Annotated in this window: 19 protein-coding genes; 12 read left to right on the top strand and 7 right to left on the bottom strand. The window is 70.4% G+C overall.

Annotation, left to right across the window (positions count from 1 at the left end; all coding sequences use genetic code 11):
* Positions 1-7 precede the first annotated feature (7 nt).
* From NR798_RS11920 to NR798_RS11910, 3 genes are all read right to left on the bottom strand, one after another.
* Positions 8-2410, bottom strand: coding sequence for a PAS domain S-box protein (locus NR798_RS11920; RefSeq protein ID WP_375771578.1), 2403 nt, complete (start codon positions 2408-2410; stop codon positions 8-10).
* 117 nt (positions 2411-2527) lie between these two features.
* Complete coding sequence (locus tag NR798_RS11915; protein ID WP_375771577.1) at positions 2528-4906, bottom strand: ATP-dependent helicase; 2379 nt, start codon at positions 4904-4906, stop codon at positions 2528-2530.
* A 116-nt stretch (positions 4907-5022) separates the two neighbouring features.
* Complete coding sequence (locus NR798_RS11910) at positions 5023-6384, bottom strand: hypothetical protein (RefSeq protein WP_375771576.1); 1362 nt, start codon at positions 6382-6384, stop codon at positions 5023-5025.
* Between the two features lie 28 nt (positions 6385-6412).
* Here NR798_RS11910 and NR798_RS11905 point away from each other — a divergent pair, with 28 nt between their 5' ends.
* The 5 genes from NR798_RS11905 to NR798_RS11885 all read left to right on the top strand — a co-directional run bounded on the left by NR798_RS11905 (position 6413) and on the right by NR798_RS11885 (position 10010).
* Positions 6413-6883, top strand: a complete 471-nt coding sequence (locus NR798_RS11905; protein WP_375771575.1) for a PaaI family thioesterase — start codon at positions 6413-6415, stop codon at positions 6881-6883.
* 139 nt (positions 6884-7022) lie between these two features.
* Entirely contained in the window at positions 7023-7628 is a 606-nt protein-coding gene (locus NR798_RS11900) for an RNA polymerase sigma factor (RefSeq protein WP_375771574.1), read from the top strand.
* Positions 7625-8173: a hypothetical protein gene (locus tag NR798_RS11895; protein ID WP_375771573.1), complete on the top strand. Its 549-nt coding sequence runs from the start codon at positions 7625-7627 to the stop codon at positions 8171-8173. Before NR798_RS11900 ends, NR798_RS11895 begins: the two co-directional genes overlap by 4 nt.
* 11 nt (positions 8174-8184) lie before the next feature.
* Positions 8185-9300: an AraC family transcriptional regulator gene (locus tag NR798_RS11890; RefSeq protein WP_375771572.1), complete on the top strand. Its 1116-nt coding sequence runs from the start codon at positions 8185-8187 to the stop codon at positions 9298-9300.
* A 50-nt stretch (positions 9301-9350) separates the two neighbouring features.
* Positions 9351-10010 (top strand): oxidoreductase, encoded by a 660-nt coding sequence (locus NR798_RS11885; RefSeq protein WP_375771571.1) that lies wholly within the window; start codon positions 9351-9353, stop codon positions 10008-10010.
* Between the two features lie 21 nt (positions 10011-10031).
* Here NR798_RS11885 and NR798_RS11880 read toward each other — a convergent pair whose 3' ends face one another.
* On the bottom strand, positions 10032-11210 hold the full coding sequence (locus NR798_RS11880) for a hypothetical protein (protein ID WP_375771570.1): 1179 nt from the start codon (positions 11208-11210) through the stop codon (positions 10032-10034).
* 29 nt (positions 11211-11239) lie between these two features.
* A complete protein-coding gene (locus NR798_RS11875) occupies positions 11240-11902 on the bottom strand; it encodes an RNA polymerase sigma factor (RefSeq protein ID WP_375771569.1) in 663 nt (220 codons plus the stop codon).
* 354 nt (positions 11903-12256) lie between these two features.
* On the opposite strand from NR798_RS11875, the gene NR798_RS11870 reads away from it, so the two are divergent.
* From NR798_RS11870 to NR798_RS11845, 6 genes are all read left to right on the top strand, one after another.
* Positions 12257-14389, top strand: coding sequence for an ATP-binding protein (locus NR798_RS11870; RefSeq protein ID WP_375771568.1), 2133 nt, complete (start codon positions 12257-12259; stop codon positions 14387-14389).
* Positions 14390-14560: 171 nt separating this feature from the next.
* Positions 14561-17122 (top strand): ATP-binding protein, encoded by a 2562-nt coding sequence (locus tag NR798_RS11865; RefSeq protein ID WP_375771567.1) that lies wholly within the window; start codon positions 14561-14563, stop codon positions 17120-17122.
* 190 nt (positions 17123-17312) lie between these two features.
* The gene (locus NR798_RS11860) at positions 17313-18017 is read left to right on the top strand and encodes a metallophosphoesterase (protein ID WP_375771566.1); all 705 of its coding nucleotides are present in this window, start codon (positions 17313-17315) and stop codon (positions 18015-18017) included.
* A gap of 34 nt (positions 18018-18051) precedes the next feature.
* Positions 18052-20142: a M1 family metallopeptidase gene (locus tag NR798_RS11855; protein WP_375771565.1), complete on the top strand. Its 2091-nt coding sequence runs from the start codon at positions 18052-18054 to the stop codon at positions 20140-20142.
* Between the two features lie 14 nt (positions 20143-20156).
* A complete protein-coding gene (locus NR798_RS11850; RefSeq protein ID WP_375771564.1) occupies positions 20157-21140 on the top strand; it encodes a hypothetical protein in 984 nt (327 codons plus the stop codon).
* A gap of 17 nt (positions 21141-21157) precedes the next feature.
* A complete protein-coding gene (locus NR798_RS11845; protein ID WP_375771563.1) occupies positions 21158-21544 on the top strand; it encodes a VOC family protein in 387 nt (128 codons plus the stop codon).
* 5 nt (positions 21545-21549) lie between these two features.
* On the opposite strand, the gene NR798_RS11840 is transcribed toward NR798_RS11845, so the two are convergent.
* Positions 21550-21966 (bottom strand): ExbD/TolR family protein, encoded by a 417-nt coding sequence (locus tag NR798_RS11840; RefSeq protein WP_375771562.1) that lies wholly within the window; start codon positions 21964-21966, stop codon positions 21550-21552.
* 201 nt (positions 21967-22167) lie between these two features.
* Positions 22168-22452 (bottom strand): hypothetical protein, encoded by a 285-nt coding sequence (locus NR798_RS11835; RefSeq protein ID WP_375771561.1) that lies wholly within the window; start codon positions 22450-22452, stop codon positions 22168-22170.
* 1399 nt (positions 22453-23851) lie between these two features.
* Here NR798_RS11835 and NR798_RS11830 point away from each other — a divergent pair.
* Positions 23852-26191, top strand: coding sequence for an acyl-CoA dehydrogenase (locus NR798_RS11830; RefSeq protein WP_375771560.1), 2340 nt, complete (start codon positions 23852-23854; stop codon positions 26189-26191).
* Positions 26192-26198: the final 7 nt, after the last annotated feature.

The following is a 26198-nucleotide window of genomic DNA, read 5'->3' as shown; positions in this document are numbered from 1 at the left end:
CTGGACTTCATGCCGGCGCTGGCCGCACCGGGGGCTGGCGGGGCAGCCGCACCGTGAAGGTGGTGCCCTCGTCCGCACTGGAGCGCACGTCGATGGTGCCGCCGTGGGCCCGGACGATGCTGTCCACGATGTAGAGGCCCAGGCCAATGCTGCGGCCCGCCCGGTCCACGCCGGCGCTCCCCCGCTGCATGGGCTCGAAGAGGCGCTGGCGCAACTCGGAGGGAATGGGGGCGCCCTCGTTGTGGACCTCCAGCGTGACCTGGCCGCCCTGGCCTCGCGTCACCACCGAGACCGGAGTCCCCACCGGGCTGTACTTCGCCGCGTTGGACGTCAGGTTGGTGAGGACCTGGGCCAGGCGATCCGGATCCCAATCCCCTCGCGCGTCCCCCTCCTGGTGCACCTGGAAGTCCCGCTCGGGGTAGCTCATCCGCACCTCGTCCATCACCTGGAGGGTGAGGGCGTGCAGGTCGAGCGCGGAGGGCACGATGGGGATACCGCCCCCGAGGCGCGCCTGGGTGAAGTCCAATAAGTCCCTCACCATGCGCACGGCGCGCTCGGCCGAGGCCTGGATGCGGACGACGGAGGCCGTCAGGCGCTCCCCCAGGTCTTCCCGGCGCAGGATGAGCTGCGCGCCCAGGAGGATGGCGCTGATGGGGTTGCGCAGGTCATGGGAGACGATGCCGATGAGCTGCTGCTCGAACTCCGTGCGCCGCCGCAGCGCATCCTCGCCGCGCTGGCGCTCGGCCTCGGCCGCCTTCAGCTCGGTCACGTCCCGCCCCACGGCGTAGATGCGCCCCTCCTCCGGCACCGGCGTCGCCCGCCACGACAACCAGCGGTAACCGCCGTCCTTGCACCGGTGACGGTTCTCGAAGTGGAGCGTCTGCTCCCCCCGGGCCAGCTTCTCCACCTCGGCGGCGGTGGCCTCGCGGTCGTCCGGGTGGAGGGTGAAGGAGAGGGGGTGGGAGAGCAGCTCCTCCTCGCTCCACCCGAGGGTCCGGGTGAAGGCCTGGTTGATGCGCTTGTAGTAGCCGTCCGTGCCCACCACCACGAGCAGATCCTGCGAGAGGCGGAAGAAGCGGTCCAGCTCGGCCTCGGCGCGCTTTCGCTGCGTCACGTCCAGGAAGGTGCCGACCGCCGCCACCCGCTGCCCCCGCTCATCGTTCACCGGGCTGGAGGAGACGCTGAGCGTGAGGCGGCTGCCGTCCGCGCGCACCACCTCCGCCTCCTCGCCCATCACCACCTCGCCAGAGAAGAGACTTCGGGCCAGGGGCCGCTCCTGCGGACCATAGGGCCGGCCGTCCGGGTGGAAGACCTGGTAGGCCCCGCTGGCCTCGTCCAGGCTTCGCGCGCTCCGGAAGGGGAAGCGAAGAATCTGCTCCACCCGCGCGTTGGCCAGCACCAGCTGCCCGGAGGCATCCACCACGATGACACCCGAGGGCATCTGCTGGAGCACCGCGTCGAAGAGGGCTCGCTGGGCGTGGACCTCGTGCGCCAGCCGCGTGCGCTCCACTTCGGCCGCCTTCTGCTCGGTGATGTCGGTGTTGATGGCGACCGCCCCCACCACCTCGCCGCCAACGCGCACGGGGGCGCACGAGGAGCGGACGATCCGGTCCTCCCCCGTGAGCAGGTGGCGCACCCGCACCTCCTGCACGTCCGGCCTGCCCTCGAGGGCGTGGGTGAAGGCCTGGTCCTCGGCCGGAATGAGCTCCCCGGTGTCGGCGCGGCGGGTGCGGATCTCACTCGCCAGCGTGGCGATGTTCCGGTTGAGCTCGTCCAGGCGGGTGTAGCCCAGCTGGGAGAGGGCCGGTGGGTTGGCGCGGGTGATGCCGCTGGAGTACCCCACGTACAGGGCCTCGGCCATGCTCTGGAAGATGGCCTCCAGCTCGGCGGTGCGCCGGTTCGCCACGTCCAACAGCCGCTCCCGCTCGTGCAGGAGGGCCTCGACTTCCGCCCGAGCCTGCCGCTCACGCACCAGCAGGGCGTCCCGCTCCCGCTCGGCGTCACGGCGGCCGCGATGGAGCGAGGCCCTCTCCATGGCGTTGTGCGTCGCCCGGTAGAGGCTCGCCGGGGTGATGTCCGACTTGACCAGGTAGTCCGCGGCGCCCGCCTTCATCGCCGCCACCGCCACCTGCTCGCTGCCGCGCCCCGTCACCATCACCACCGGGGGGGCCTCCTCGCCCAGCTCCGCCCCCAGCCGCCGCAGCAGCGTCACTCCATCCATCTCCGGCAGCTCGTAGTCCAGGACGACGCAGTCCACGCGGTGGGAAAGGCACAGGGCGAGGCCCGTCTCCGCGTCCTCCGCCTCGAGGAAGGTGTAGGCACAGTCCTTGTCCTCGCAGAGGAACGCCGCCCAGGTGCTCCGGTCCTCGGGGCTGTCGTCCACGAAGAGGAGGGTGCGAATCGTGCCCATGTCGTGCGTGAGTTCCACAGGTGAGCCAACCCAGGGGCCGGATACCCTCACCCCGACCCTCTCCCGAAGGGAGAGGGGATATTGCGGAGAGTGGGCACAGAGGGGGAAGGTGGGTATTCAGCCCGGCATCAGGAAGCGGGCGATGACGCGCTTGAGGCCCACGCCCCCAGCGAACTCCACCGTCACCTTCGCGTTGGGTCCGCTGCCGTCCGTCGAGACGATCTTCCCCATGCCGAACTGCTCGTGGCGCACCCGCATCCCCCGCACGTCCCCGCTCACGCCGTCCATGTCCGACGCCTGCGAGTAGGTGCGATCGATGCGCGGCCCGTCGTCCTCCTCGGCCCAGTTGCGCTTGCGCGTCATCATCGGCGATGACTTCGGCGCGGGCGTCTCCAACTCCTGCTCCGCGAAGCCGAAGAGCGACTGCGGCACCTCCCGCAGGAAGCGCGAGGGCGGGTTGTAGCGCAGCTCGCCGAACAGCGAGCGGCACTGCGCCAGGCTCACGAACAGACGCTTCCGTGCGCGCGTGAAGCCGACGTAGCAGAGCCGCCGCTCCTCGGCCATCTCCTCCCCGTCCGGGTCATCCGCCGCCAGCGAGCGTGAGTGCGGGAAGACGCCGTCCTCCATCCCCGTGATGAACACCGCGTCGAACTCGAGCCCCTTCGCCGCGTGCAGCGTCATCAGCGCCACCCGGCCCTCCCCCACGTCCGCGTCCGCCTCGCCCACCAGGCTGATCTGCTCCAGGAAGGCGTTGAGCGCCGGCACGTCCGCCGTCAGCGGCGACGAGTCCAGCCCCTCGTCCTCCGGCGCGGCCGGCGGGGTGTCCTCCCCCTCCTCGTCGTCCCCCGCCGTGGCCGCCGCCACCGCCGCCGCCGCCCGGTTCAGGTCGAACTCCTGCGCCGCGCCCAGGAACTCACGCAGGTTCTCCGCGCGCGTCAGCGACTCGTCACTGCCCTCCGTGACGAGCGACTCCACCAGCAGCGACTCCTTGAGCATCTGGTCCACGGCGCTCGCCGCGTCCTTCGCCTCCTGCGCGCACGCATGCAGCGAGGACACCACCGCGTGGAAGCCCGTCAGCCGGCGCACCGCCGCCGTGTTGAGGCCCGGAACCCGCTCGGGCGCCGCCGTGGCCTCGTACAGGCTCACCCCGGCCTGGTTGGCCCAGTCCTGCAGCCGCTCCACCGTCGTGTCGCCAATGCCTCGCGCCGGCGTGTTGATGATGCGCAGCAGGTCCGCGTCCGAGCGCGGATTCACCATCAGCCGCAGGTAGGCCGCCGCGTCCCGCACCTCGGCCCGGTCGTAGAAGCTGCGCCCGCTCACCAGCGTGTACGGCACGCGCGCCAGCCGCAGCGCCTCTTCCAGCACGCGGCTCTGCGCGTTGGTGCGGTAGAAGACCGCCATCCCCGAGTACTTGATGAAGCCCTCGCGCTGCAGCTCGTGGATGCGGCGCGCCACGTCCTGGGCCTCGGCGCGCTCGTCCCGGTTCATCATCAGCGAGAGGTTCTCGCCCTTGGGCCGGTCGCTCCACAGCTTCTTCGGCATGCGCCGCGTGTTGCGGGCAATCACCGAGTGCGCCGCGTCCAGGATGTTCTGGTCCGAGCGGTAGTTCTGCTCCAGCTTCACCACCCGGGCGCCCGCGTACGCCTCCGGGAAGCCGATGATGTTGTCCACGCTCGCGCCGCGCCAGCGGTAGATGGACTGGTCGTCATCGCCCACCACCACCAGGTTGGGACGGCGCTCCGGGGGCGCCAGCAGCCGCAGCAGCTCGGCCTGCACCGGGTTGGTGTCCTGGAACTCGTCCACCAGGATGTGCTGGAAGCGCCGCCGGTACTGCTCCGCCACGTCCGGACGCTTGCGGAAGAGCGCCACCAGCAGCAGCAGCAGGTCGCCGAAGTCCACCGCGTTCGCCGCGCGCAGCAGCCGCTGGTAGGCCCGGTACGTCTTCTGCACCACCACGCCGCGCAGGTCCTCCGTGTCCACCTCCATGTCGTCCGGGAGGCGCGCCGCGTTCTTCTCCTGATCAATCCGGTGGAGGATCTCCCGCGGCTGCATGATGGGGTCCACGCGCACCTCGCGCAGGGCGCGCTTGATGAGCTGGAGCTGGTCCCCATCGTCGTAGATGACGAACGAGGACGTGAGGCCCCCCACCACCGTCTCCAGCGACTTGTCCGCCATCACCAGCGGATCCCGCAGGACGCGGCGGAGAATCATCGACGACGAGGAGTGGAAGGTGCTCACCACCAGGTCGTTCGCCCGGCCCCCGAGGAGGTGGACGAGCCGCTCCCGCATCTCGCGGGCGGCCTTGTTGGTGAAGGTGACGGCGAGGATGCGCCAGGGGGCGACGCCCCGCACCTCGACCAGGTGGGCTACCCGGCGGGTGATGACGCGCGTCTTGCCGCTGCCCGCGCCCGACAGGACGAGGAGGGGTCCATCCCCATGCAGGACTGCTTCCTTCTGGGGCTCGTTCAGGTCTTTGAGGAGTTCGTCGGCGTTCAAGGCAAGGTGCTTTTCTAGAGGCAAACCTTGCTTCTAACGAGTTTCCGTCCGACTGGAAGGACGTTCCACGCCGGGGCTCCCACGCCTGCCCTGCGAGGGAGCCTTCCCGGGCCGCCTCAACACCCGCAGTCGCAGTTCTCCACCACCGCCCCGGCCAGCTCGGAGCCGTCCTCGCGGAGCAGCCGCACCGCCTGCGAGGGCCAGCCCTCCTGCACGAGCAGCTCCATCTTCCCGTCTCCCTCCAGGTCCAGCACCCCCACCACGTCCTCCCCCGCCAGCTCCTTCGCCGCGAGCGTCCGCTCCCCGCCGCCCGGCTCCAGCACCACCGCCCGCGTCACCTGCTGGTTGTAGTCGCTGCCACACACCGAGCTGCCCTCGCCCGTGCGGAAGTGCGCCACCGTGAAGACGGCATGCGTGGCCCCGGAGGCGTAGCGGAACGACTTCACCTCCTCGCTCAGACGCTCCTGCACCTGCTCCGCCTGGACGGCGCCCTCGGAGCGCAACGCGGTGAAGCGCGCGGAGCGCCGGAGCGCGGCTTCCTCGGCCGCCAGCACCTCCGCGGGGGGCCCCTCACCGGGCGCGAAGAACACCGGCGCCTTCGTGCCCGCGGGCAGCGCGAACGCCACCGCATCCGGCGCCACCGCGCAGTCCAGCTCGGCGAAGGCCCACGGCCGGCCGCAGCCCGGGGCCTCGGGGGGCGGCTCCTGCTGGAAGTAGCCGAAGTGCGGCACGCCCCGGTTGATCCACGCGAACCCCTTCACCGTGCAGCCCGCCTGCACGGGCCCCACCGCGCCGTAGAGGTCCACCGTGTCCCCCTTCGTGAACAGGCCCGTGGGATCCTCCTCGGCCGGAGCCATCCACACGCTCCGGTGCACATCCACCGGCTCGAGCGCGACGCTCGTCGTCCCCTCGCCCAGCAGCATGAAGGTGCGCCCGGCGTGCGACTCCACGAAGCGCGGCACCATCCGTCGGCTCAGGGCCCCGGCCCGGGCGGCCTCCGCCTCGGCCTCGGCGCGGCAGGTGGCGGCCTTGCGCTCCCGCTCCGGCTCCAGCGGCCCGGCGTTCTTCACGTACGCCACCACCCCCGCCTGGGACAGCTGCTCGCGGAAGCCCTCCGCCTCCGCCCTCGCCTCGAACACCTTCGCCACCACCACCTCCAGGCACGGACGCAGCTCCTTGAAGGCGTTGGTGGACAGCCGCAGGGGCCGCGCGGGCAGCCCCGTCCGCTTGAGCGCCTCCAGCACCCCGCTCCCCTCCCCCGGCGTGGACGAGGAGTGGACGATGACCAGCCACTTCTTCGCGTAGCGTGCCTCCGGCGGTGGAGGAGCCACACTGGGAGTGGAGGCCTCCGGCGTCCCCGCGTCCGGAGCCGGGGCGGCCGGGGCGGGAGCCGGCTCGGAAGCCCCACAGCCTCTCAACTCCGTGCATCCCGAGACGGCCAGCAGGACAAGGACGAGCAGACGCGGCAGGCGAGCCATGACGCCGTTCTACCAGTAGAGTCGCGCCATGTCCGAAGCCGACACCCGTCCCACCCAGGAGCAGCTGGACCGCTACGCCGAACAGTTCAACCAGAGTCAGACCATGCGGCTGCTGGGTGTGCGATTGAGCTTTCCCCAGGGTGAAAAGGCCGTCATCACCCTCCCCGAGGTCCGTCCCGAGCACCGCGGGGGCCTGGGCACCTCGGCCATCAACGGCGGCATCATCTCCGCCATGTTCGACTACGCCATCGGCTGCACCCCCGCCCTGGTGGACCCCACCCGCCGCTGCGCCACCATGCAGCTGTCCGTCAGCTTCGAGCGGCCCCTCCGGGGCACCACCATCCGCGCCGAGGCCACCATCGACAGCGTCGGCACCTCCACCCTCTTCGCCTCCGCCCGGATGTACGACGAGAAGGGGCAGGTGTGTGCCCGCTGCCAGGGGGTGGTCAAGGTCTCCCAGATGAAGTGGGCCTCGGGAGAGAGCCCGGCCGTCAACTGACGCTCCCCCTCCACCCCCCTCCGATATGTCCACCGATACGGGACGTTTCCCAGGCACCGGGCAGCAGCGAGACCCCGGCGGGCCCGTGGAATCTCGGGAAGACACGATGGGTGTGGCCGTGGTGCAACCAGTTCGGAGCGTGGTGCGACAGCCTGAGGAGAGCGCGCGACCGGGGGGGAGTGCGCTGGAGGACGAGGCCAGGCTCGCACGCCGTGCCCTGGACGGGGATCGTGCCGCGTGGAACGCCCTCATCTCCCGCTACCACCACCGCGTCGTGGTCTCGCTGTTGGCCCGGGGGGTCCGGGTGGACCGGGCCCATGAGCTTGCCCAGGAGACGTGGGCCCGGCTCATCCAGCAGCAACAGAAGGGGCTGCTCACCGAGCTGCGCCTGCCCAACCTCGCCCTCACCCAGGCGGCCTTCCTCGCCGCCGACGAGGCGCGCCGGGCCCGCCGCGAGTCGCTGGCCGGCCCCGTGGAGGAGCTGCCCGAGGCCCACCAGCCGGTGGACCCCGCCGTCTCCGCCGAGCGGCGCCTGCTGTCCGAGGAACAGCTGTCCCGGGCCCAGGCGGCCCTGCGCGAGTGCTCGACGAGCGCCCAGCGTGTCTTTCAACTGGCGTGCGACGGCCAGGAGTTGCCGCACGCCGAAGTGGCCGCGCGCGTCGGCTTGTCCGTGCAGCGCGTCCGTCAAATCCTGTGCGAGGTCCGCAAGAAGCTCCGGGGCGTCCTCGAGGAGGAAGCATCATGAACCAGCCGCACATCCATCCCACCGACGCCGAGCAGTACGTGCTGGGTGCGTTGGAGCCGGAAGCCGCGGCGGCCCTCGAGGCCCACACCGTCGCCTGCCCGCCCTGCGCCCTCGTGCTGCAACGCGAGGCCCTGATGGAGGAGCAGCTGCGCGAGGTGGCGCAGGCCACCGTGGAAGAGGCTCGGGTCATCCGTCCCGCCCGGTGGAACCGGCCCCGGGTGTCCGCCTCCGCCGCCGCGGGGGTGATGATGGCGGCCGCGGCGGCGGTGACGCTCCTCGTCCTCCGCCCCGAGCGGTCCGTCGTGCGGCCGCCCACCCAGGACGAGGACTTCCCCGTGCTGGCGCTTCCCCTGGAGCTGCCGGAGATGCCCGAGCGGCTGGTCGCCTGCCCGGACCTCACGAGCCAGGAGGCGTGCGCCTCGGAGGCGCTGGCGCGCGGGCTGCTGGTGCAGTACCCCCTGGGTGTGGGCGAGGTGCCCCGCTACGAGGGCCGCGCAGGACTTCCCACCGACGCGCTGAACGCCACCGGGCCCTATTCGCTGTGAGAGACACCGCCATGACCGACCGGATGAAGCAGATCCTGACGCTCCTGTGGGTGGCGGCGCTCGCCCTGGGGGGCTCCGCCTCGGCCGCCGATGATCCGAAGGCGCTGCCCCCGGGGTGGTTCGTCACCGAGAGCACCCCCAAGCTCTACGAGGCGGGCCTGGACACGGAGAACCCCTGCGAGGGCAACCGCAGCGCTTACCTGCGCTCGCTGCATGCGATTCCCTCGGGCTACGGCACCTTCATGCAGGCCTTCGGCGCGCAGAGCTTCCGGGGCAAGCGGCTGCGCTTCTCCGCGGTGGTGCGCACCGAGAACGTGCAGGGCTGGTCCGGCCTGTGGATGCGGGTGGAGGGCGAGGACCCGAAGGAGCCGCTCGCCTTCGACAACATGCAGTCACGCGCGCTGGTGGGCACCACGCAGTGCAAGCGCTACGAGGTGGTGCTGGACGTGCCGCAGGAGGCCAAGGCCATCATGGCCGGGCTGATGCTCAGCGGCACGGGCAAGGCGTGGATGGGCGCCGTGCGCTTCGAGCCGGTGGACGCCTCGGTGCCGGTCACCAACCTCATCTCCGAGCGGCCCCGCAGCCTGGCCGCGGGCCGCATCGGCGATGTCTGGTTCAACGCGGAGAAGGTGGACTCGCCCCTGTACCGCTCCGTGCCGCAGCCGGACGGCTCCTGGAAGGACAACCGCTCCCACGTGCTCAGCCTCGTGGAGGGCAACCGGGTGAAGGGCACCCTGGGCAACCAGGCGCTGAACGTCACCGTCAAGACGGGCGGTCCCTCCACCCTCATCCAGGGCCAGTGGGGTCCGGATCCGGTGTTCATCGAGCTGGGCGCGGAGAAGCTCGTCATGAAGAAGGGCATCTACTCGCGCGAGCTGGTGCGCGAGGACGAGCGTCCCCGCGACGACGGGCGCTGCATCCGCTACCGGGACGCCGGAGGCATCATCGTGAGCGACTACCTCGATGTCTGCGGCCTGGCGCTCAGCAAGAATCCGCCGCCGCTGCCCCTGGTGATCGCCTTCCTGAACAATGATTTCCGTTCGGTCTCGGCCCAGCAGGGCAGCGTCACGCCGTCCCGGCCGCCGGTGGATCGGCTCTCGCAGCCGCCGCGCGCCGTCAACCGGTAGGCCGGCGAGCCCCTGGCGCCAGCGCGCGGGTTGTGCTGAGCATCCCGCGCATGGACACGCAAACACGCACCGCGCTCGTGGCTGGCGCGAGCGGGCTCGTCGGAGGCTTCCTCCTCGACGCGCTGCTCGAGGCGCCGCAGTACCGGGAAGTGCACTCGCTGGGCCGCCGCCCGCTGCCCCGGCAGCACCCGAAGCTGGTGCAGCACACCGTGGACTTCGCCCGGCTCGGCGGCGAGGCCCTGCCGCCCGCCCAGGAGGCCTTCTGCTGCCTGGGCACCACCATCAAGAAGGCCGGCAGCCAGGAGGCCTTCCGCGCCGTGGATCATGACGCCGTGCTGGCCTTCGCGAGCGCCTCGAAGAAGGCGGGGGTGCAGCGCTTCCTCGTGGTGACGGCGCTCGGCTCGGATGCGAGCTCGCGCGTCTTCTACAACCGCGTGAAGGGCGAGACGGAGGAGGCCCTGAAGGCCATGGGCTTCGAGTCGCTCGTCATCCTCCAGCCCTCGCTGCTGCTCGGCGAGCGCGCCGAGAGCCGTCCGGGTGAGCGCGTGGCCATCATCGCCTCGCGGGTGCTCGCGCCGCTGCTGCGCCCGCTGGCCAGCCGCCCCATCGAGGCCCGCACCGTCGCGCGGGCCATGGCCGCCCTGGCACAGGCCGCCCCCCAGGGTGTGCGCGTGGTTCCATCGGGAGAGCTGCAGCAGCTCGGCCGGTAGGGAGGATCTGAGGGGGAGTACCTAAAAGGAGAAATCGCGCTCGAAGATTTCGTTGTTGCCCACCCGCACCATCAGGTGGGCGGTGCGACCGCCCCCGGAACCCAGGTCGAACTGGAGACCTTCGGGGCCTTGTTGGGGCTTGAGCGAGGGCTTGCCGGGAGCCAGGAAGACGGCCGCCGTCACAGCACGCCCCGCGAGGGGTTGAACCAGGAGCCGGGCCCGCTGCCGCTCTCTCACGAGCACCACGCGGAACTCCCGCCGCTCCTCCAGCACTTCACGCTGCTCGGGATGGCGCGCCGCTCCGAGCCTGCGCGCGCTGGACTCCGCGGTGCGCGAGGTGCGGGCCGCGGGGGTGGACTGCTCGTCCAGCGCCGCCTTCTCGATGGCCTCGTCTCCCTCCTCCAGCGCCCAGATGGCCTGCGCACACTCGATGCATTTCTCCGTGTGCCCATCCACCCACTTCAGCTCCGTCGCCGACATCATCCCCATGTCGAAGCGCCACAAATCATCCGCGCTCAGGTGCCGCTTGGGGGGAACCTCGACGGTCTCGCTATTCGACAGGTCCGTGCGGCAATCCGAACAGCTCTGCAAGTGGGGACTCGGTCGCTCGGGGCGGGTGCTCAGCGCGGCCAGGAAGTCGTCACAGTCGGCCCGGTCCGTGAACCACCAGGCCCGGGTCCTCTCGGCCGTATCCAGGAGATCTCGCTCGGCCCTGCGCTGTGGGTTGAGCGGAATGAACCAGCGGGCCTTGGGGCGGAGCATGGCATCCAGACGTCCCAGGCCCTCGCGAAATGACTTCAAGCGCGCCGCTGCGTCTCCGTCGAGCGCTCCATGAAGTGATTCCCACTCGCCAATGGCGCGGGCGGCGGACTCGGCCCGGTCGCGCGCGGCAAGTCCGTCCAGCGAGGACGTGCGCCACACCTCGGCCTCTTCGCTCTCTTCTCCCAGCGCGGCCTCGGCGGCTTCCTCCGCGGCCCGCAGCAGCGCGGGTTGAAGTGCCTCGGGCTTCTGCGACCGGAGCCAACCGTCGATGTCCGCGCGAGTCAGCCCCCGCAGGGCCTGCTCGACGCCCTCCCGGCCCAACCGCTCGGTGCGCCGGAGGATGTCTCCAATCACCTCGAGCGAACCGCCGTTGGAACCGCCACCCCGAATGAGCTGCTCACGCCGGGACTGATAACGAGAGAGTGCGTCGACGACCATGTGAGTACCCTCCTTCGGGTACGGGGGGCTCACTCGTGCCCTCCCTCCTGTTGGAGGTCGAGCAGATAGAGCCGGAGGTAGGCCTGTGCGCGGCTGACGCGCTTGTACGAGTTGACCACGCTGATGTTCAGGCGCTTGGCGCATTCCTCGTGGTCCTCTACGTCCTGGTGGTGGTACAGCTCCCACGCACCCGCTTCCTTGGGATGCTCCTGCTGCAGGCGCTCGAAGGCCCGCCAGTAGAGCTCCTGAGCCTCGGAGCGCTCCTCGGTGCGCCGCGACAGGTCCATCGCGCGGGCCACCTCGGAGGCCGGCTCCTCCATGGCCTCATCGGGGTCCGACGCGGCGGGCGCGAGGTCCTCGCGCTGGCGCCGGTAGAAGTCGATGGCCACGTGCTTGACGATGCGCAGGAAGAACGTCTTGGGAGACGCGCTGCGCCCGGGCATCTGCTCGGAGACGCCCCGGAACTGGTCCAGGCCGCGGTCGAGGAACTTGCCGACGGCGTCCTGATAGAGCTCGTCCGCGTCCGCCGGAGAGCCACGGCCATAACTGGCCTGAATCTTGGAGATGACGTAGCGGGCCGGACGGGCCCAGCGCTCACACAGCGCACCAAGTGGCGCCCCCACGGCCTCGCCTCCGGCGCGGCGCTGGAGCACCTCTGCGAACAGTTCGTCATCCGTGAGATCGTCGAACACCGGAAGGTCCTCGAAACGCCGCCAGGAGCCACGAGCTTCCCACCTGGGCAGGGTGGGGTTGGGTGAAACGGCGGGTCAAGGTAGCACGACGGCATCCGAGGGCGGTCTCCCGATGACACGGCCCCCGGATGTCCGACAGCGGGCACACGAGGGGTACTGGAGGACAGGGACGGAACCGGCCCGGATTCCTGACGCGGGGATTTTCCGGCCCATTTTCCGGCCGGTTTTCCGGGTTACGGCCCCCTGCCGGGCGGGCTTCGCCCCGGGTGCCAGGCGGCCCGGAACGAGTGGGGAAGGCCGGGGAGTTGCCCATGTGTCACCCCCGGAAGCCCGGCGGGGGGAGGAGTACAGGGCATGTGGGGAACCCAGCCTGAAGCCGAACCCCCGCCCGCTCCCCACCGGCCCCGTGACTCCACGTCCCCCCCCGTCACCCCCCTGCTGGTGGTGGGCGTGCCGGGCTCGGACCTGGCGGGCCTGAAGGCCGTGCTGGCGCCGCTCGGCCAGCCCGTCCTCGAGGCCGCCCCCTGGAGCGAGGAGCTCGAGTCCCCGCTCGAGGAAGACGTGGCCTGCATCCTCGTGGACGCGCGCCCGGACTGGTCCGCGGGCTTCGAGACCGCCCAGCGGCTGCGCGGCCACGAGGCCACCCGCCACATCCCCCTGCTCTTCCTCGGGGGCAACACCTGCGAGGAGGCGGACCTGCTGCGCGGCTACGGGCTGGGGACGGTGGACTGCCTGGTGGCGCCCTTCCCCCCGGAGGTCCTGCGCGCCAAGGTGGCGCTGTTCATCGAGCTGCACCGGCGGGAGCGGGTGATGCGGGCGGCGTTCGAGCGGACCGGGAAGGCCGAGGCGGCCGCGCGCGAGAGCGAGCGCATGTTGCGCACCCTGATGGGAAACCTGCGCGGCATGGCCTACCGGTGCCCGAATGATCCGCACTACCCCCTGGTGTACGCCAGCCCGGGCGTCCTGGAGCTCACCGGGTACAGCCCCGAGGACTTCACCGGCTTCCGCGTCCTTTGGCAGAAGCTCATCCACCCCGACGACGTCCAGCAGGTCTGGGACGGCATCCAGGCGGCGCTCACCGCGCGGACGCCCTTCACCCTCATCTACCGGATCCACACGCGCACCGGAGAGGAGCGCTGGGTGTGGGAGCGCGGGGGGGCCATCGGCGAGAGCGAGAATGGAATCCCCATGCTGGAGGGCTTCATCACCGACATCTCCGCCTTCAAACGCGCGGAGCGCCACCAGTCCTTCCTCGCCTCGGTGAGCGAGAGCCTGGCCAGCTCGCTCGACTACGAGGACACGCTGGCGCACGTGGTGCAGCAGGCCGTGCCGGTGCTCGGAGACGGGTGCCTGCTGGACATGGCCGAGCCGGACGGCCCCTTGCGCCGGCTGGCGGTGGCCCACGTGGACCCGGCCCGGGCGGAGCTCGCCTGGGAGCTGGCCCGGAGCTATCCCCAAGGGCTCGAGGACCCGGGCGGGGCCGGGGCCGTCATCCGCACCGGGAAGACCGAGCTGCAGGAGCACCTCTCCGACGAGCAGTTCGTCCGCTACGCGAAGGACGCCCGGCACCTGGAGCTGCTGCGCAAGACGGGCGTCACCCGCATGCTGACCGTACCCCTGCGCGCCCGGGGCCGCACGCTCGGCGCGCTCACCTTCTTCTACTGCCACGCCGGGGGCCGCTACGACGCGGAGGACCAGCTGCTGGCCGAGGACCTGGCGCGCCGGGCCGCGCTCGCGGTGGACAACGCCCGGCTCTACCGCGAGGCCCAGCTCGCGGTGGAGCTGCGCAACGAGTTCCTCTCGGTGGCCTCCCACGAGCTGAAGACGCCCCTCACGCCCCTGCACCTCAAGCTCACCGCCCTCTCGCGCGAGCTGCCACGCTGCTGCGCCGGGGATGCCCGCTCCGAGGCGCTCCAGCGCCACGTGGGGGTGGCCCAGCGCCAGGTGCACAAGATGTCCACGCTCATCAACGCGCTGCTCGACGTCAGCCGCCTCTCGCGCGGAAAGCTGAAGCTGGAGCCCGCGGACATGGACCTGAGCGAGGTGCTGGGCGAGGTGGCGGCCTGGTTCGCCCCCGAGGCGGCCCGGGCGGGCTCGGAGCTGCGGGTGGAGGCCCCGCCCCGGGTGACGGGCTGGTGGGACCGGCTGCGGCTGGAGCAGGTCGTCACCAACCTCATCTCCAATGCCATCCGCTATGGCGCCGGCCGCCCCATCCACGCCCGCGTGGAGGTGGTGGGCGAGAACGCCCGGCTGGTGGTGCGCGACGAGGGCATCGGCATTGCGCCCGAGGCCCAGGAGCGCATCTTCGGCAAGTTCGAGCGGGCCGTCTCGGAGCGCCACTCCGGAGGCCTGGGGCTGGGGCTCTACATCACCCGCAGCATCGTGGAGGCCATGGGCGGCACCATCCGGGTGGAGAGCCGCCCGGGCGAGGGCTCCACCTTCACCGTCGAGGTGCCCCGCGCCCCCACCGCGGAGCCCCGGCGGTAGCCGTACGGCGGGGAGGCCCTTCCGTCCGCCTGGAGTCCTGCCCAGGGCTCCGGGGCCCCCTGGCCGGACTCACACCAGGCTGGAGGCAGTGCGGACGGCATGGAGGGTGCGCAAGGTTGACCCGGTACAACCCCTGGCATGGCACCCGGGAACGGGAAGGAGGACAGGGGGATGTGGGGAACCCATCCGGAGTCACAACCCCCACCAGCTCTCGGGCGCAAGCCGGACGGAACCGGGGAGGTCTCGGAGGAGACGGCCAGCTCGCTGCTGCTCGTGGGGGAGCAGCTGGAGGACCTGACGGGCCTGGAGGAGCTTCTGGCGCCCCTGCGGCACCCCGTGCACAAGGTGGCCTCCTGGAGCGAGGCGCCCGGGGCCCTCCTGGACGAGTCGCTCGCCTGCATCCTCGTCGACGCGCGGCGGAGCTGGAGCGTGGGCCTCGAGTTGGCCCGCCGCCTGCTCTCGTACCCGCATGCCCGCTACATCCCCGTGCTCTTCCTCGGAGCGCACTCCTGTGGAGTGGCGGACCTGATGCGCGGCGACACCCTGGGGACGGTGGACTGCCTCCTGGAGCCCCTCTCCCCGGACATCCTCCGCCTCAAGGTGGGAATGTACCTGGAGCAGCACCGGCGGCAGGCGCTGATGCGGGCCGCGCTGGAGCGGGCCGAGCACGCCGAAGCGGTCGCGCGCGAGAGCGAGCGCATGCTGCACACCCTGCTGGGAAACGTGCCGGGGATGGTCTACCGCAGCACCACCCGGGAACCCTGGTCCCTGAGCTATGCCAGCCAGGCCGCCCTGGCCCTCAGCGGCTACGTCGCCGAGGACTTCATGGAGGGGCGCGTCTCCTGGGGGGAGCTGATCCACCCCGAGGACGCCCCCCGCGTCCGGGAGGAGGTGAAGCGGGCGCTCGCCATGCGCTCGCCCTTCACCCTCACCTACCGCATCCACACCCGCACGGGGGAGGAGCGCTGGGTATGGGAGCGCGGGGTGGGCATCTTCGGATCCGAGGCGCAGGCGCTGGAGGGCTTCATCTTCGACATCACCTCGTTCCGGGGAGCGCAGCAGGAGCGGGAGCGGCTCCACGAGCAACTGGAGTTCCAGCACCAGCGCCTGCAGGCCATCCTCCAGCAACTGCCCGTCGCGGTGCACCTCGCCGAGGCGCCCTCCGGGCGGACCCTGAACTTCAACGCCCAGGCCGAGGCCCTCCTGGGCCACGCCATGCTCCCGTGCACGTGCGTGGAGGACTACGCGCAGTACCACGCCATCCATCCGGATGGGAGGCGCTACGCGGCGGAGGAGTATCCCATCTCCCGGGTGCTGGCCACCGGCAAGCCCCAGCCCCAGGAGGAGCTGCTCTATGACAGGCCCGATGGCTCCGTGCGCGTCTTCCTCATCAACGCCGGGCCCATCTGGGATGCGAAGGGAAAGCTGCAAGCGGTGGTGGCCAGCTTCATGGACATCACCGCGCTCAAGCGCGCCGAGACCCACCAGACCTTCCTCGCCTCGGTGAGCGAGACGCTGGCCAGCTCCCTGGACTACGAGGCCACGCTCGCGCACGTGGTGCAGCGGGCCGTGCCCGCGCTCGGGGATGGCTGTACGCTGGACATGCTCGAGCCGGACGGCAGCCTGCGCCGGCTGGCGGTGGCCCACGGGGACTCGGTCCGCAAGGAGATCTCCCAGGAGCTGGCCCGCCACCAGCCCTTGCGGCTCGAGGATCCCACCGGGCCGGGGGCCGTCACGCGCACCGGGAACACCGAGCTGGTGGCCGAGGTCACCGACGAGCTGCTCGTCCGGTACGCGAAGAACTCCAGGCACCTGGAGCTGCTGCGTGGCACGGGCATCACCTCCTCACTGATCGTCCCCCTGCACGCCCGCGACCGCACCTTCGGCGCCCTGTCCTTCTTCTACTGCCGGGGGGGCCAGCCTCGCGCGAGCCGCCGCTACGGCCAGGAGGAGCAACGGCTGGCCGAGGATCTGGGACGCCGGGCCGCGCTCGCGGTGGACAACGCGAGCCTGTACCGCGAGGCCCAACGCGCGGTGCAGCTGCGCGACGACTTCCTCTCGGTGGCCTCCCACGAGCTGAAGACGCCCCTCACGCCCCTCAACCTCAAGCTCTCCGCCCTGTCGCGCGAGATTCCCCGGTGCTGCGACCAGGAGCCCCGTGCCCAGGAGCTCCAGCGCCACCTGGAGATGGCCCGGCGCCAGCTGCGCAAGCTCTCCATGTTGATCAGCGCCCTGTTCGACATCAGCCGCATCGCCCAGGGGAGGCTGACGCTGGACGTGACGGAGACGGACCTGGGCGAGGTGCTGGGCGAGGTGGCGGCCTGGTTCGCCCCCGAGGCGGCCCGGGTGGGCTCGAAGCTCTGGGTGGAGGGAGAGCCGCACGTGCCCGGCCGGTGGGACCGGCTGCGGCTGGAGCAGGTCATCACCAACCTCCTCTCCAACGCCATCCGCTACGGCGCTGGCCGCCCCATCCGCGCCCGCGTGGAGAGCGACGGGGCGCGGGCGCGGCTGGTGGTGCGCGACGAGGGCATCGGCATCTCGCCCGAGGCCCAGGACCGCATCTTCGGCAAGTTCGAGCGGGCCGTCTCGGACCGCCACTATGGAGGTCTGGGACTGGGGCTCTACATCACCCGCAGCATCGTGGAGGCCATGGGCGGCACCATCCGGGTGGAGAGCCGCCTGGGCCAGGGCTCCACCTTCACCGTCGACCTGCCCCGCTCCCGTCAGGAATGAGGGAAGCTCCACGTCCCTGGAGGCGAAATGAATTTCCGGGCACCCGGCCGGAGAGGCCCTACAAGCCTTGGTGGTTCGACTCCACCCACCCCCGCTCCATGGGGGTGACGCCGGCGGTCGGCACTGAATCCTGACTTCAGCCAAACCGGCTTCTCCACTCGGGTGCCCACCCTTTCAAGGAAGCATCATCATGTCCCGCACCATCGTCATCGGAGACCTCCACGGGTGCTACGACGAGGCCCTGGAGCTGCTCGCGAAGGTGGGCGCCACCTCGAGCGACCGGATCATCTTCACGGGTGACCTGGTCGACCGCGGCCCCAAGCGCCGCGAGTGCGTCGAGCTGGCCATGCAGCACGAGTCCATCCTCGGCAACCACGAGGAGAAGCACCTGCAGCAGCGCCGCCGCAAGGACGCCGACCTCCTCCCGGATCACCTGGAGACCCGGCAGGTCCTCGCCCCCGAGCACCTCGACTACTTCGCCACCCTGCCCCACTTCATCCGCCTGCCCGAGTACAACGCCGCCGTGGTCCACGCGGGCGTGCTGCCCGGCAAGTCCCTCGAGGACCAGGACCCCTACCACCTGCTGCATGCCCAGTGCGTGCGGCCCCCGGAGCGCAAGAGCTACTGGCCCTCGAAGGCGCCAGCGGACTACCGCTTCTGGACGCACCACTGGAAGGGCCCCGAGCGCGTCATCTTCGGACACACCGTGTTCGACCGGCCGCTCGTCACCGAGCACGCGGTGGGCATCGACACCGGCTGCGTCTACGGCCGCTCGCTCACGGCGGTGGTGCTCCCCACGTGGGAGCTCGTCTCGGTGCCCGCGCGGAGCACGTACCGGGGCGGCAAGGCCGTGGCCCTGCTCCCCGTCCATGGCGACGTGAACGTGTTCTCGTGAGCCCCGGCGGGCCGCATGCGAAGCTCCCGCCCCGATGACACGCGTCCTCTCCCTGCTGCTGCTCGTCCAGTTCCCGGCGCTCGCCGCGGAGCCTCCAGCCCCACCCGTCTTCGACACGCAGGGGCGCACCCTCGGGCCGCCCCTCTCCGAGCGCGTCACCGGCTACGAGATCGACGCCCGGTTGGACCCGGCCACCCACGCTCTCACCGGCCAGGAGACGATCACCTGGCGCAACCGGAGCGGCGAGCCGCAGGCCACGCTGTGGTTCCATCTGTATTGGAACGCCTTCAAGAACGACCGCTCCACGTTCTACCGGGAGGCCAAGGTGATGGGCGGCGTCCGGGACGAGGACGCGAGCTCGCCCGACTTCCCCGAGCGCGAGCCGGACGAGTGGGGCTACTCGAACGTGAAGGCCCTGCGGGTGAAGGGCGGCGCGGACCTGCTGCCCACGCTGCGCTTCGAACACCCGGACGATGACAACGCGGAGGACCAGACGGTCTTCACCGTGACGCTGCCCGAGCCGGTGCCCCCCGGCGGAGGGGTGACGCTGGAGCTGCAGTGGGAGGCGCGCGTGCCCAAGGTGATCGCCCGCGCCGGCCGCTCGGACAGCGGCTTCTATTTGATGGGCCAGTGGTTCCCGAAGCTGGGCGTGCTGGAGGTGCCCCCCGAGGGCGGCGCCACGAGCCCCCGCTGGAACTGCCACCAGTACCACTCCGCCTCCGAGTTCTACGCCGACTTCGGCACCTACGACGTGCGCGTGACGGTGCCCCGGACGATGAAGGTGGGCGCCACCGGCGTGCTCGTGGAGCGCCGCGAGAACCCGGACGGCACGCACACCCTGCGCTACCACCAGGACGACGTGCACGACTTCGCCTGGACCGCCTCCGAGCGCTTCGAGGTGCTCGAGGACGTGTTCCGCTCGCCGGGCCTGCCCGAGGTGGGGCTCACCGTGCTGCTGGACCCGAAGCACCACCGCTCGGGGCCGCAGCTGCTCGCGGCCACCAAGGCCTCGCTGGAGCACTACGGCCGGTGGTGGTCCCCGTGGCCGTACCCGCACCTGACGGTGGTGGCCCCTCCCACGGACGGCACGGCCGCGGGCGGCATGGAGTACCCCACCTTCATCACCGCGGTGGGCCGCGCCGAGCCGGGCGAGCCCAGGGACTTCCTCATCTGGCAGACGGTGGCGCACGAGTTCGGCCACAACTACTGGCAGGGCCTGCTGGCCTCGAACGAGTTCGAGGAGCCGTGGCTGGACGAGGGCGTCAACAGCTATGGCACCTACAAGCTGTGCCTCGCCGAGAACGTGCGGGTCAACCCGGCCGACTTCTTCCCCCACCCGCTGCGCGGCCTGGTGGGGCCCCTGTTCGCCCAGGACTGGGACGAGCGCGAGCGGATGCGCGGCATGAGTGGCCCGCGCGAGAACTCGCCCATCATCCAGGCCGCGTGGAAGTACCGGACGAAGGGGGACTACTTCCGCAACAGCTACGGCCGCACCCAGGTGACGCTCTTCGCCCTGGAGCAATGGGTGGGCGAGGAGACGATGGCGCGCATCCTGCGCACCTACGTGGAGCGCTGGAAGTTCCGCCACCCGCGCGGCGAGGACTTCTTCGCCGTGGCCAACGAGGTGTCCGGGCAGGACCTCGGCTGGTTCTTCGACACGTTCTTCCGGGGCACGGGCACGCTGGACTACGCGGTGGACTCGCTGTCGTGCGAGAAGCCCGCCGGGAAGAAGGGCTTCTTCGACGACGGCCAGGGAGGCCTGCTGCGGGTGGAGCGTGAGCCGCGGGGCCCGGCGAAGGACGAGGCGGTGAACCGCTGCGAGGTGCAGGTGAGCCGGCGCGGGGACATCCGCCTCCCGGTGGACGTGAAGGTGACGTTCGAGGATGGCTCGTCGCGGGTGGAGCGCTGGGACGGACAGGAGCGCTGGAGGCACCTGTACGTCGAGCGCACCGGCGAGGGCAGCGGCATCCAGCAGGTGGAGCTCCAGGGAATCAATGTGCTGGACACCCACCCGGCCAACGACTCCCGGACGAAGAAGCTGTCCGGCCACGTGGCCGTCTCGCTGTTCGGCTGGACCACCTACGTGGGCCAGATGTTCTCCACCGTCGCTTCCCTCCTCTTCTGAGCCAGGCCCGAGCCATGAACTCCCTCCGTTCCACCCTCACGGCGCCGCTCCGGGCCTTCTTCGAGCTGAAGCTGCTCGGCGTGCTGCTGGCGGCCAACCTGGGCCTCGCGCTCATCCAGTCCGTGCCCGTCCTCCTCCCCGCGCTCGGCCGCTTCGGACACTCGCTCAGCGGCCGGGGCCAGCCCTTCCCCTCGCCCGAGGTGGTGATCGACTTCACCCGGCTGCTCTCGCAGGGCGGGGGCCCGTTCCTCGCGGGCCCGTTCCTGCTGGGCTTCCTCCTCTCCTTCGCGCTCCAGCTCGTGCTGGCGGGCGGCATCGTCTCGCGGCTGTGCTCACCAGGACGCTTCTCGCTGGCCGGCTTCGCCCACGACTGCGCCTCCCAGCTCGGCCGCAACCTGCGCCTGCTCGGCTGGGCGCTGTTGGGACTGCTCCCGGTGGTGGGGCTGGTGGTGCTCGCCACCGTGCTCTTCTCCCGCGCGGAGAAGCCCACGCTGTTCACCCTCGATGCCGAGCACTGGGGGCTGGAGAACCCCTTCACCTTCTGGAGCCTCGCGCACCTGGCCCTGGTGGTGGTGCTGTTCGCGCTCTGGCGGTCGAGCTTCGACCTGGCGCGCGTCCAGCTCTACGCGGATGACCAGCGCAAGACGCGGCTCGCCGCCTGGCGCGCGCTCAAGCAGATGGTGCGCTCGCCGGGGGCACTGCTCGGCTACATCGCCGTGGGCCTGCTGGGCCTGGGAGTGGTGCTCGCCTTCGCGCGGCTGCACGCGGCGGTGCAGGTGACGAGCACGTGGAAGGCCTGGCTGGCGCTGGGGGTGGCCCAAGTGGTGGTCGCCGCGCGGCTGGGCTTCTCGCTGGCCACCACCGCCGTCACCGTGGACGTCTACCGCGCCATGGCCGCCCCCAAGGCAAACGCGGCCGAGCCAACACCCGCGCCCGCCGTCACGCAAACGATCCAGCCGGAGGAGCGGCTCATCGGGGATGATGCGGGCCGTTCCTGAACCCCTGGGAGGACGTCATGCATCGCAGCCGGCTCGCCGCCTTCGTCATCGACTGCAAGAGCGAGGATATCGAAGCGGCCACCACCTTCTGGAGCAAGGCCCTCGGTAGGCCCGTCGTGCCGCATACACCGGAGGAGGAGAACTACCGAGAGCTCTCGGCGAAGGCCGAGGAGCCGATGCTCCTCGTGCAGAAGGTGGGCCACCCGGGCCGCATCCACCTGGACATCGAGACCGATGACATCGAGGCCGAGGTGAAGCGGCTCGAGGCGCTGGGAGCGAAGCGGGTGGAGTTCATCAAGCGCTGGTGGGTGATGGAGGCGCCGACGGGCCAGCGCTTCTGTGTCGTCCGTCCCCAACGCGGGCCCCTGGAGTCGCGCGGCAACGAGTGGAGCGGCGAGGGCTGAAGCACTCAAGGCGGCGCGGTCATGAGGCCCAACACCTCCGCGCCGGCCGCCTTGGCCCCATCGAGCGCGGCCACGACCTTGCCGTAGGGAGCGCGATCATCCGCCGTGAAGAACAGGAGCCTGTCTCCCGCGCGCTTCGCGGCCAGGACGCGCATCAGGCGCGGGATGTAGTCCGCCTCGCTGACGGGCTCGCCGTTGAGGGTGAGCTGGCCCTCGGGGGACACGGCCACCATCACCTCGTGGGAAGCTGCCGGCTCGAACACCGCCTCGTCCTCGCGCAGGGGGAGCTTGACCTCGAGCTCCTTGTTCATGAGCGGCGTGACGACCATGAAGATGATGAGCAGCACGAGCACCACGTCCACGAGCGGGGTGACGTTGATGTCGGTCATGCCGCCCCGGCCACCGCCGACGTTCATTCCCATGGGATTCGCACTCCTGTGTGAGGGAGAAGTGCTTCCACCGTATGCAGGTGGCGAAGGGCGTTGGCCGAGGCCCTCCCATGATTCGGTCATCGTTGCGGCATGACGCTGGACGCCTCACGAGCCTTGCAGCCCCTCCCGCCGCAGCAAGCCACGGAGCCAGTCCGCCGCGTCGCCCGCGGCTAGCGATTCACAGCAACGTCATCAAGGAGGATATGCCCCCGCGTCCACCGCCACACCCGCGTCCACCGCCACACCCGCGTCCACCAGCGACTGAGGTGAAATTGCAACACGGACATGCACGCGTGCGACCGCCTTGCCTCCCATTGCGTGGAACAGCATGTCGGCGTCGATGCACTCCGGGCCCCGCTGCCTGTCGGGAGTCTCAGCGAACAGAGGAATACGGACATCCTTTCCGTACCAATAGCCCGGCTCCAGGACCAACACGTCCTCTTCCTGCGGACGCGTTGCACGCACATCGATCACCATGAACTCGACGGATTGGCCCGTAGCGCAATCCCTGACGGATTTCGTGCTTAACGACGCACTTCCGATGAGTCGTTTATCCAGTTGGAGGCGTCCCTCCGTGGGACTGACCAGGAGACGTCCGGAGAGCGTCCAGCCATCGTAACGGAGGCTTTGCAATTCCAGCCGGGTCCGTGGCAGGTCCTCGGTGCCCCCGTCCCTGCTCCCCTCACTATTGGAATGAGCCGCGCCCGGCGCGGATCTCCAAGGGAAAGGGAAACCCTTACAAGCTGTCACCGAGAGAAGCAGGGCGGACGCGAATACAGGCCAAATCAGTCGCATTGGATGAGTCCATCGTTTGAGGGGACGCCCAGTCCTTCACCATGAGCCCAACCACAGGAATGCGCCAATTCGTGAACCATCGCATCAGCGCGACACTTTCGGTTCTCCTCTGGCAGTTCGCACCAGTTGACCTCTCCTACAGGGTTTTCGCAGGACGTATCGGATAGCCGGTAGACGTAGCCGAAGGGTGGTAGGGCTCCGTCTTCGCTATGCTTCCTGCACTCCTTTTGGATGTATTCGCTGCAGTTGACCTTGATTCCCGTACACTGCGCGTGAACGCAGCCTCGCAGACATTCATCTGTAATCCGCATCGCCGCAGCCTGGCATTCATCGACCGTGGGTACGTGACCACACGTCGTGCTCATGGGTGTAGATGACCCAGTTGCATGTTGTGGTGCAGCACACGCCGAGACGAAGACTCCCACGCACACCACAACGGCCCACCATGAGCCGCTGCTGTATTGGGGGGGTCCCCTTTTTATCTCGTGGGCAATCAAGCCTGGCTCCGTGAAGTCCGAAAGGCCGCAAAAAAGCCAACGACCTTGTTTTCAGGAGAAGCCTACAAAGTCCGCTTTCCTGGAGGAACGACATTTGGAGTCACGTAAGGTTGGGTACCTTGAAGGGTGGGAATACAGGTGCCCTAGCCCCCATGCCAGGCAGGACCGTCAAGCATCCTTCACCAACCACTTGCACAGGCGGTACTTGCCCACCAGCAACGAGGCGAGCGCTGCTTGCAATCCCGGCACTCCTCCAGCCTTTTCTCCAACTGCGCTATCCGCGCGCCTCGCGCATCCACCTCCGCCATGCCCTGGCTACACCACGTCAGACGTCCTCTTGTCCAGCACCACGTTTCCGGTCACGTCGTGCCCGACTCCTCTTCCGGTGTAGATGCCCACACTCCCTGTGTGACAAAAACCCACGCCTTCGGGTGTAGATGTCTACACCTGAAGACCGCTTGGAGCTTGATGGTGGGACGAGCGGCAAGACACGTGGAGTCGGCTACAAAGCGGTGTGCCGGCCAGGGCAGCCCGGCACCAGCGCGTGCAAGCTGCGCCCCGCCCGAACCCCTGGAGAGAAGCTCATGGCCATCGATGATGTGCAGGGCCCATCCGCGCAGGAGCTGCTGTCCCTCCCTCGCCTCGCGCCCCTCGTCCCCATGCTCTACGTGGCCTGGACCGACGGCGAGCTGACGCCCACGGAGATCCGCGCCCTGGGCGCCGCGGCCCGCTCGCAGCACTGGTTGGACCTGCGCTCCACCGCCGTGCTGGCGAACTGGTTGGACCCCCTCAACCCGCCCAGCCCCAGCGCCCTGGCCCAGGTGGGCGAGCACATCCGCCGCACCGCCGAGCGCCTCTCCCGCAGCGACCAGAAGAGCCTCGTCGAGCTGGGAGCCCAGCTGGCCAAGGCCATCGGCGGCGAGGACGCCCTGCCCGCCCCCATGCCCGAGCTGGCCCGCTCCCTGGCCCCGCTGGAGACGGCGCTCGGCGTGTCCGGCGCCGAGGCCGTGCGCACGCTCGTCCCCGGCCCCAAGCTCCACCTCGTCAAGCCGGCCGAGCCCCAGTCCTTCCGCGTGGAGGCGATGCGCGCCGTGCTGGAGCGCACATACTCCGCCGAGCGCGCCAGCGTCCGCGAGTGGCTCGCCGACCCGGCCTTCCGCTACGTGGACGAGCGGGACACGGCCGCCTACCGCGCCCAGGTGCTGGCCTGGCTGAAGCACCTGGCCGGACGCGGGCTGGGCCAGCTCGCGTACCCGGACGACCTCACGAAGGTGGACCTGGGCCGCTTCATCGCCGCCTTCGAGACGCTGGCCTTCTTCGACCTGAGCCTCGTGGTGAAGGCGGGCGTGCACTTCGGCCTCTTCGGCGGGAGCATCTACTTCCTGGGCACCGAGCGGCACCACCGCGAGTACCTGCCCCGCGTGGGCTCGGTGGAGCTGCCCGGCTGCTTCGCCATGAGCGAGCTGGGCCATGGCTCCAACGTGCGGGACGTGGAGACGCTGGCCCGCTACGACGCGGAGCGCGGCGAGTTCGTGCTGCACACGCCCTCGGAGTCCGCGCGCAAGGAGTGGATCGGCAACGCGGCACAGCACGCGCGCCTGGCCACGGTATTCACACAGCTCGAGGTGAACGGCGAGCGCCATGGCGTCCACGCGCTGCTCGTTCCCCTGCGCGACGAGCAGGGCCGGCTGCTGCCCGGGGTGCGCGTGGAGGACTGCGGCCTGAAGATGGGGCTCAACGGCGTGGACAACGGGCGGCTGTGGTTCGACGGCGTGCGCGTGCCGCGCGAGAACCTGCTGGACCGCTTCTCCCAGGTGACGCCCGAGGGCCAGTACACCAGCGCCATCCCCGGCGTCTCCAAGCGCTTCTTCACCATGCTGGGCACGCTGGTGGCGGGCCGGGTGAGCGTGGCGTGCGCGGCGCTGAGCGCGGCCAAGAGCGGGTTGACCATCGCCGTGACGTACGGAGACGAGCGCCGGCAGTTCGGCCCGGCCGGTGCGCAGGAGGTGCGGCTGCTGGACTACCAGGCGCACCAACTGCGGCTGCTGCGTCCGCTGGCCACCACGTACGCCCTGGACTTCGCGCTCAAGTACCTGGTGAAGCGCTACGTGGGACGCACCGAGGAGGACGCGCTGGAGGTGGAGGCGCTGGCCGCGGGCCTCAAGGCGTATGCCTCCCGGCACACCACGCGCACGCTCCAGGTGGCGCGCGAGGCGTGCGGTGGCCAGGGCTACCTCGTGGCCAACCGGCTGCCCTCGCTCAAGGCGGACACGGACGTCTTCGCCACCTTCGAGGGCGACAACACGGTGCTGCTGCAGCTGGTGGCCAAGAGCCTGCTCACCGGCTACCGGCAGCAGTTCGAGGATGACCGGGTCTTCACCGTCATGCGGCTCATCGTGGACCGGGCGGCGGGCGCGCTCGGGGACCGCAACCCCTTCTCGGTGCGGCGCACGGGCAGCGAGCACCTGCGAGACGGGGACTTCCAGCTGCGCGCGCTGCGCTTCCGGGAGTCGGACCTGCTGGCCTCGGCGGCGGCGCGGCTGCGCCAGCGGCTGAGCGCGGGGGTGGACTCCTTCGAGGCCTTCAACCAGTGCCAGGACCACCTGCTGGCGCTCGCGCACGCGCACGTGGAGCGCGTGGTGCTGGAGCGGTTCCTCCTCGGCGTCGCCGAGGTGGAGGATCCGGCGCTCAAGACGGTGCTCGGACGGCTGTGCGACCTGTACGGCCTGGGCTGCCTGCAGGACGCGAGCGGCTGGTTCCTGGAGAACGACCACCTCGAGGGCGCCAAGGCCAAGGCCATCCGCAAGGAGGTGACGCGGCTGTGCGCCGAGCTCCGTCCCGACGCGGTGGCGCTCACCCAGGCCTTCGGCATCCCCGACACGTGCCTGGCGGCGCCCATCGCCCTGGGCAGGCCGTCTCCATAAGGTACGG

It is taken from the genome of Archangium gephyra (assembly GCF_042230915.1).
Classification (GTDB): domain Bacteria; phylum Myxococcota; class Myxococcia; order Myxococcales; family Myxococcaceae; genus Archangium; species Archangium gephyra_B.
The sequence above is the reverse complement of the archived record's forward strand: the minus strand, read 5'-3'. Positions and strand labels throughout refer to the sequence as shown.

Coding starts and splice junctions, on each gene's coding strand:
- NR798_RS11830 (WP_375771560.1), top strand. CDS start 23,852: ATGGCCATCGATGATGTGCAGGGCCCATCCGCGCAGGAGCTGCTGTCC.
- NR798_RS11895 (WP_375771573.1), top strand. CDS start 7,625: ATGAACCAGCCGCACATCCATCCCACCGACGCCGAGCAGTACGTGCTG.
- NR798_RS11920 (WP_375771578.1), bottom strand. CDS start 2,410: ATGGGCACGATTCGCACCCTCCTCTTCGTGGACGACAGCCCCGAGGAC.
- NR798_RS11870 (WP_375771568.1), top strand. CDS start 12,257: ATGTGGGGAACCCAGCCTGAAGCCGAACCCCCGCCCGCTCCCCACCGG.
- NR798_RS11890 (WP_375771572.1), top strand. CDS start 8,185: ATGACCGACCGGATGAAGCAGATCCTGACGCTCCTGTGGGTGGCGGCG.
- NR798_RS11905 (WP_375771575.1), top strand. CDS start 6,413: ATGTCCGAAGCCGACACCCGTCCCACCCAGGAGCAGCTGGACCGCTAC.
- NR798_RS11855 (WP_375771565.1), top strand. CDS start 18,052: ATGACACGCGTCCTCTCCCTGCTGCTGCTCGTCCAGTTCCCGGCGCTC.
- NR798_RS11835 (WP_375771561.1), bottom strand. CDS start 22,452: ATGGTGATCGATGTGCGTGCAACGCGTCCGCAGGAAGAGGACGTGTTG.
- NR798_RS11910 (WP_375771576.1), bottom strand. CDS start 6,384: ATGGCTCGCCTGCCGCGTCTGCTCGTCCTTGTCCTGCTGGCCGTCTCG.
- NR798_RS11880 (WP_375771570.1), bottom strand. CDS start 11,210: ATGGTCGTCGACGCACTCTCTCGTTATCAGTCCCGGCGTGAGCAGCTC.
- NR798_RS11850 (WP_375771564.1), top strand. CDS start 20,157: ATGAACTCCCTCCGTTCCACCCTCACGGCGCCGCTCCGGGCCTTCTTC.
- NR798_RS11840 (WP_375771562.1), bottom strand. CDS start 21,966: ATGGGAATGAACGTCGGCGGTGGCCGGGGCGGCATGACCGACATCAAC.
- NR798_RS11865 (WP_375771567.1), top strand. CDS start 14,561: ATGTGGGGAACCCATCCGGAGTCACAACCCCCACCAGCTCTCGGGCGC.
- NR798_RS11845 (WP_375771563.1), top strand. CDS start 21,158: ATGCATCGCAGCCGGCTCGCCGCCTTCGTCATCGACTGCAAGAGCGAG.
- NR798_RS11885 (WP_375771571.1), top strand. CDS start 9,351: ATGGACACGCAAACACGCACCGCGCTCGTGGCTGGCGCGAGCGGGCTC.
- NR798_RS11860 (WP_375771566.1), top strand. CDS start 17,313: ATGTCCCGCACCATCGTCATCGGAGACCTCCACGGGTGCTACGACGAG.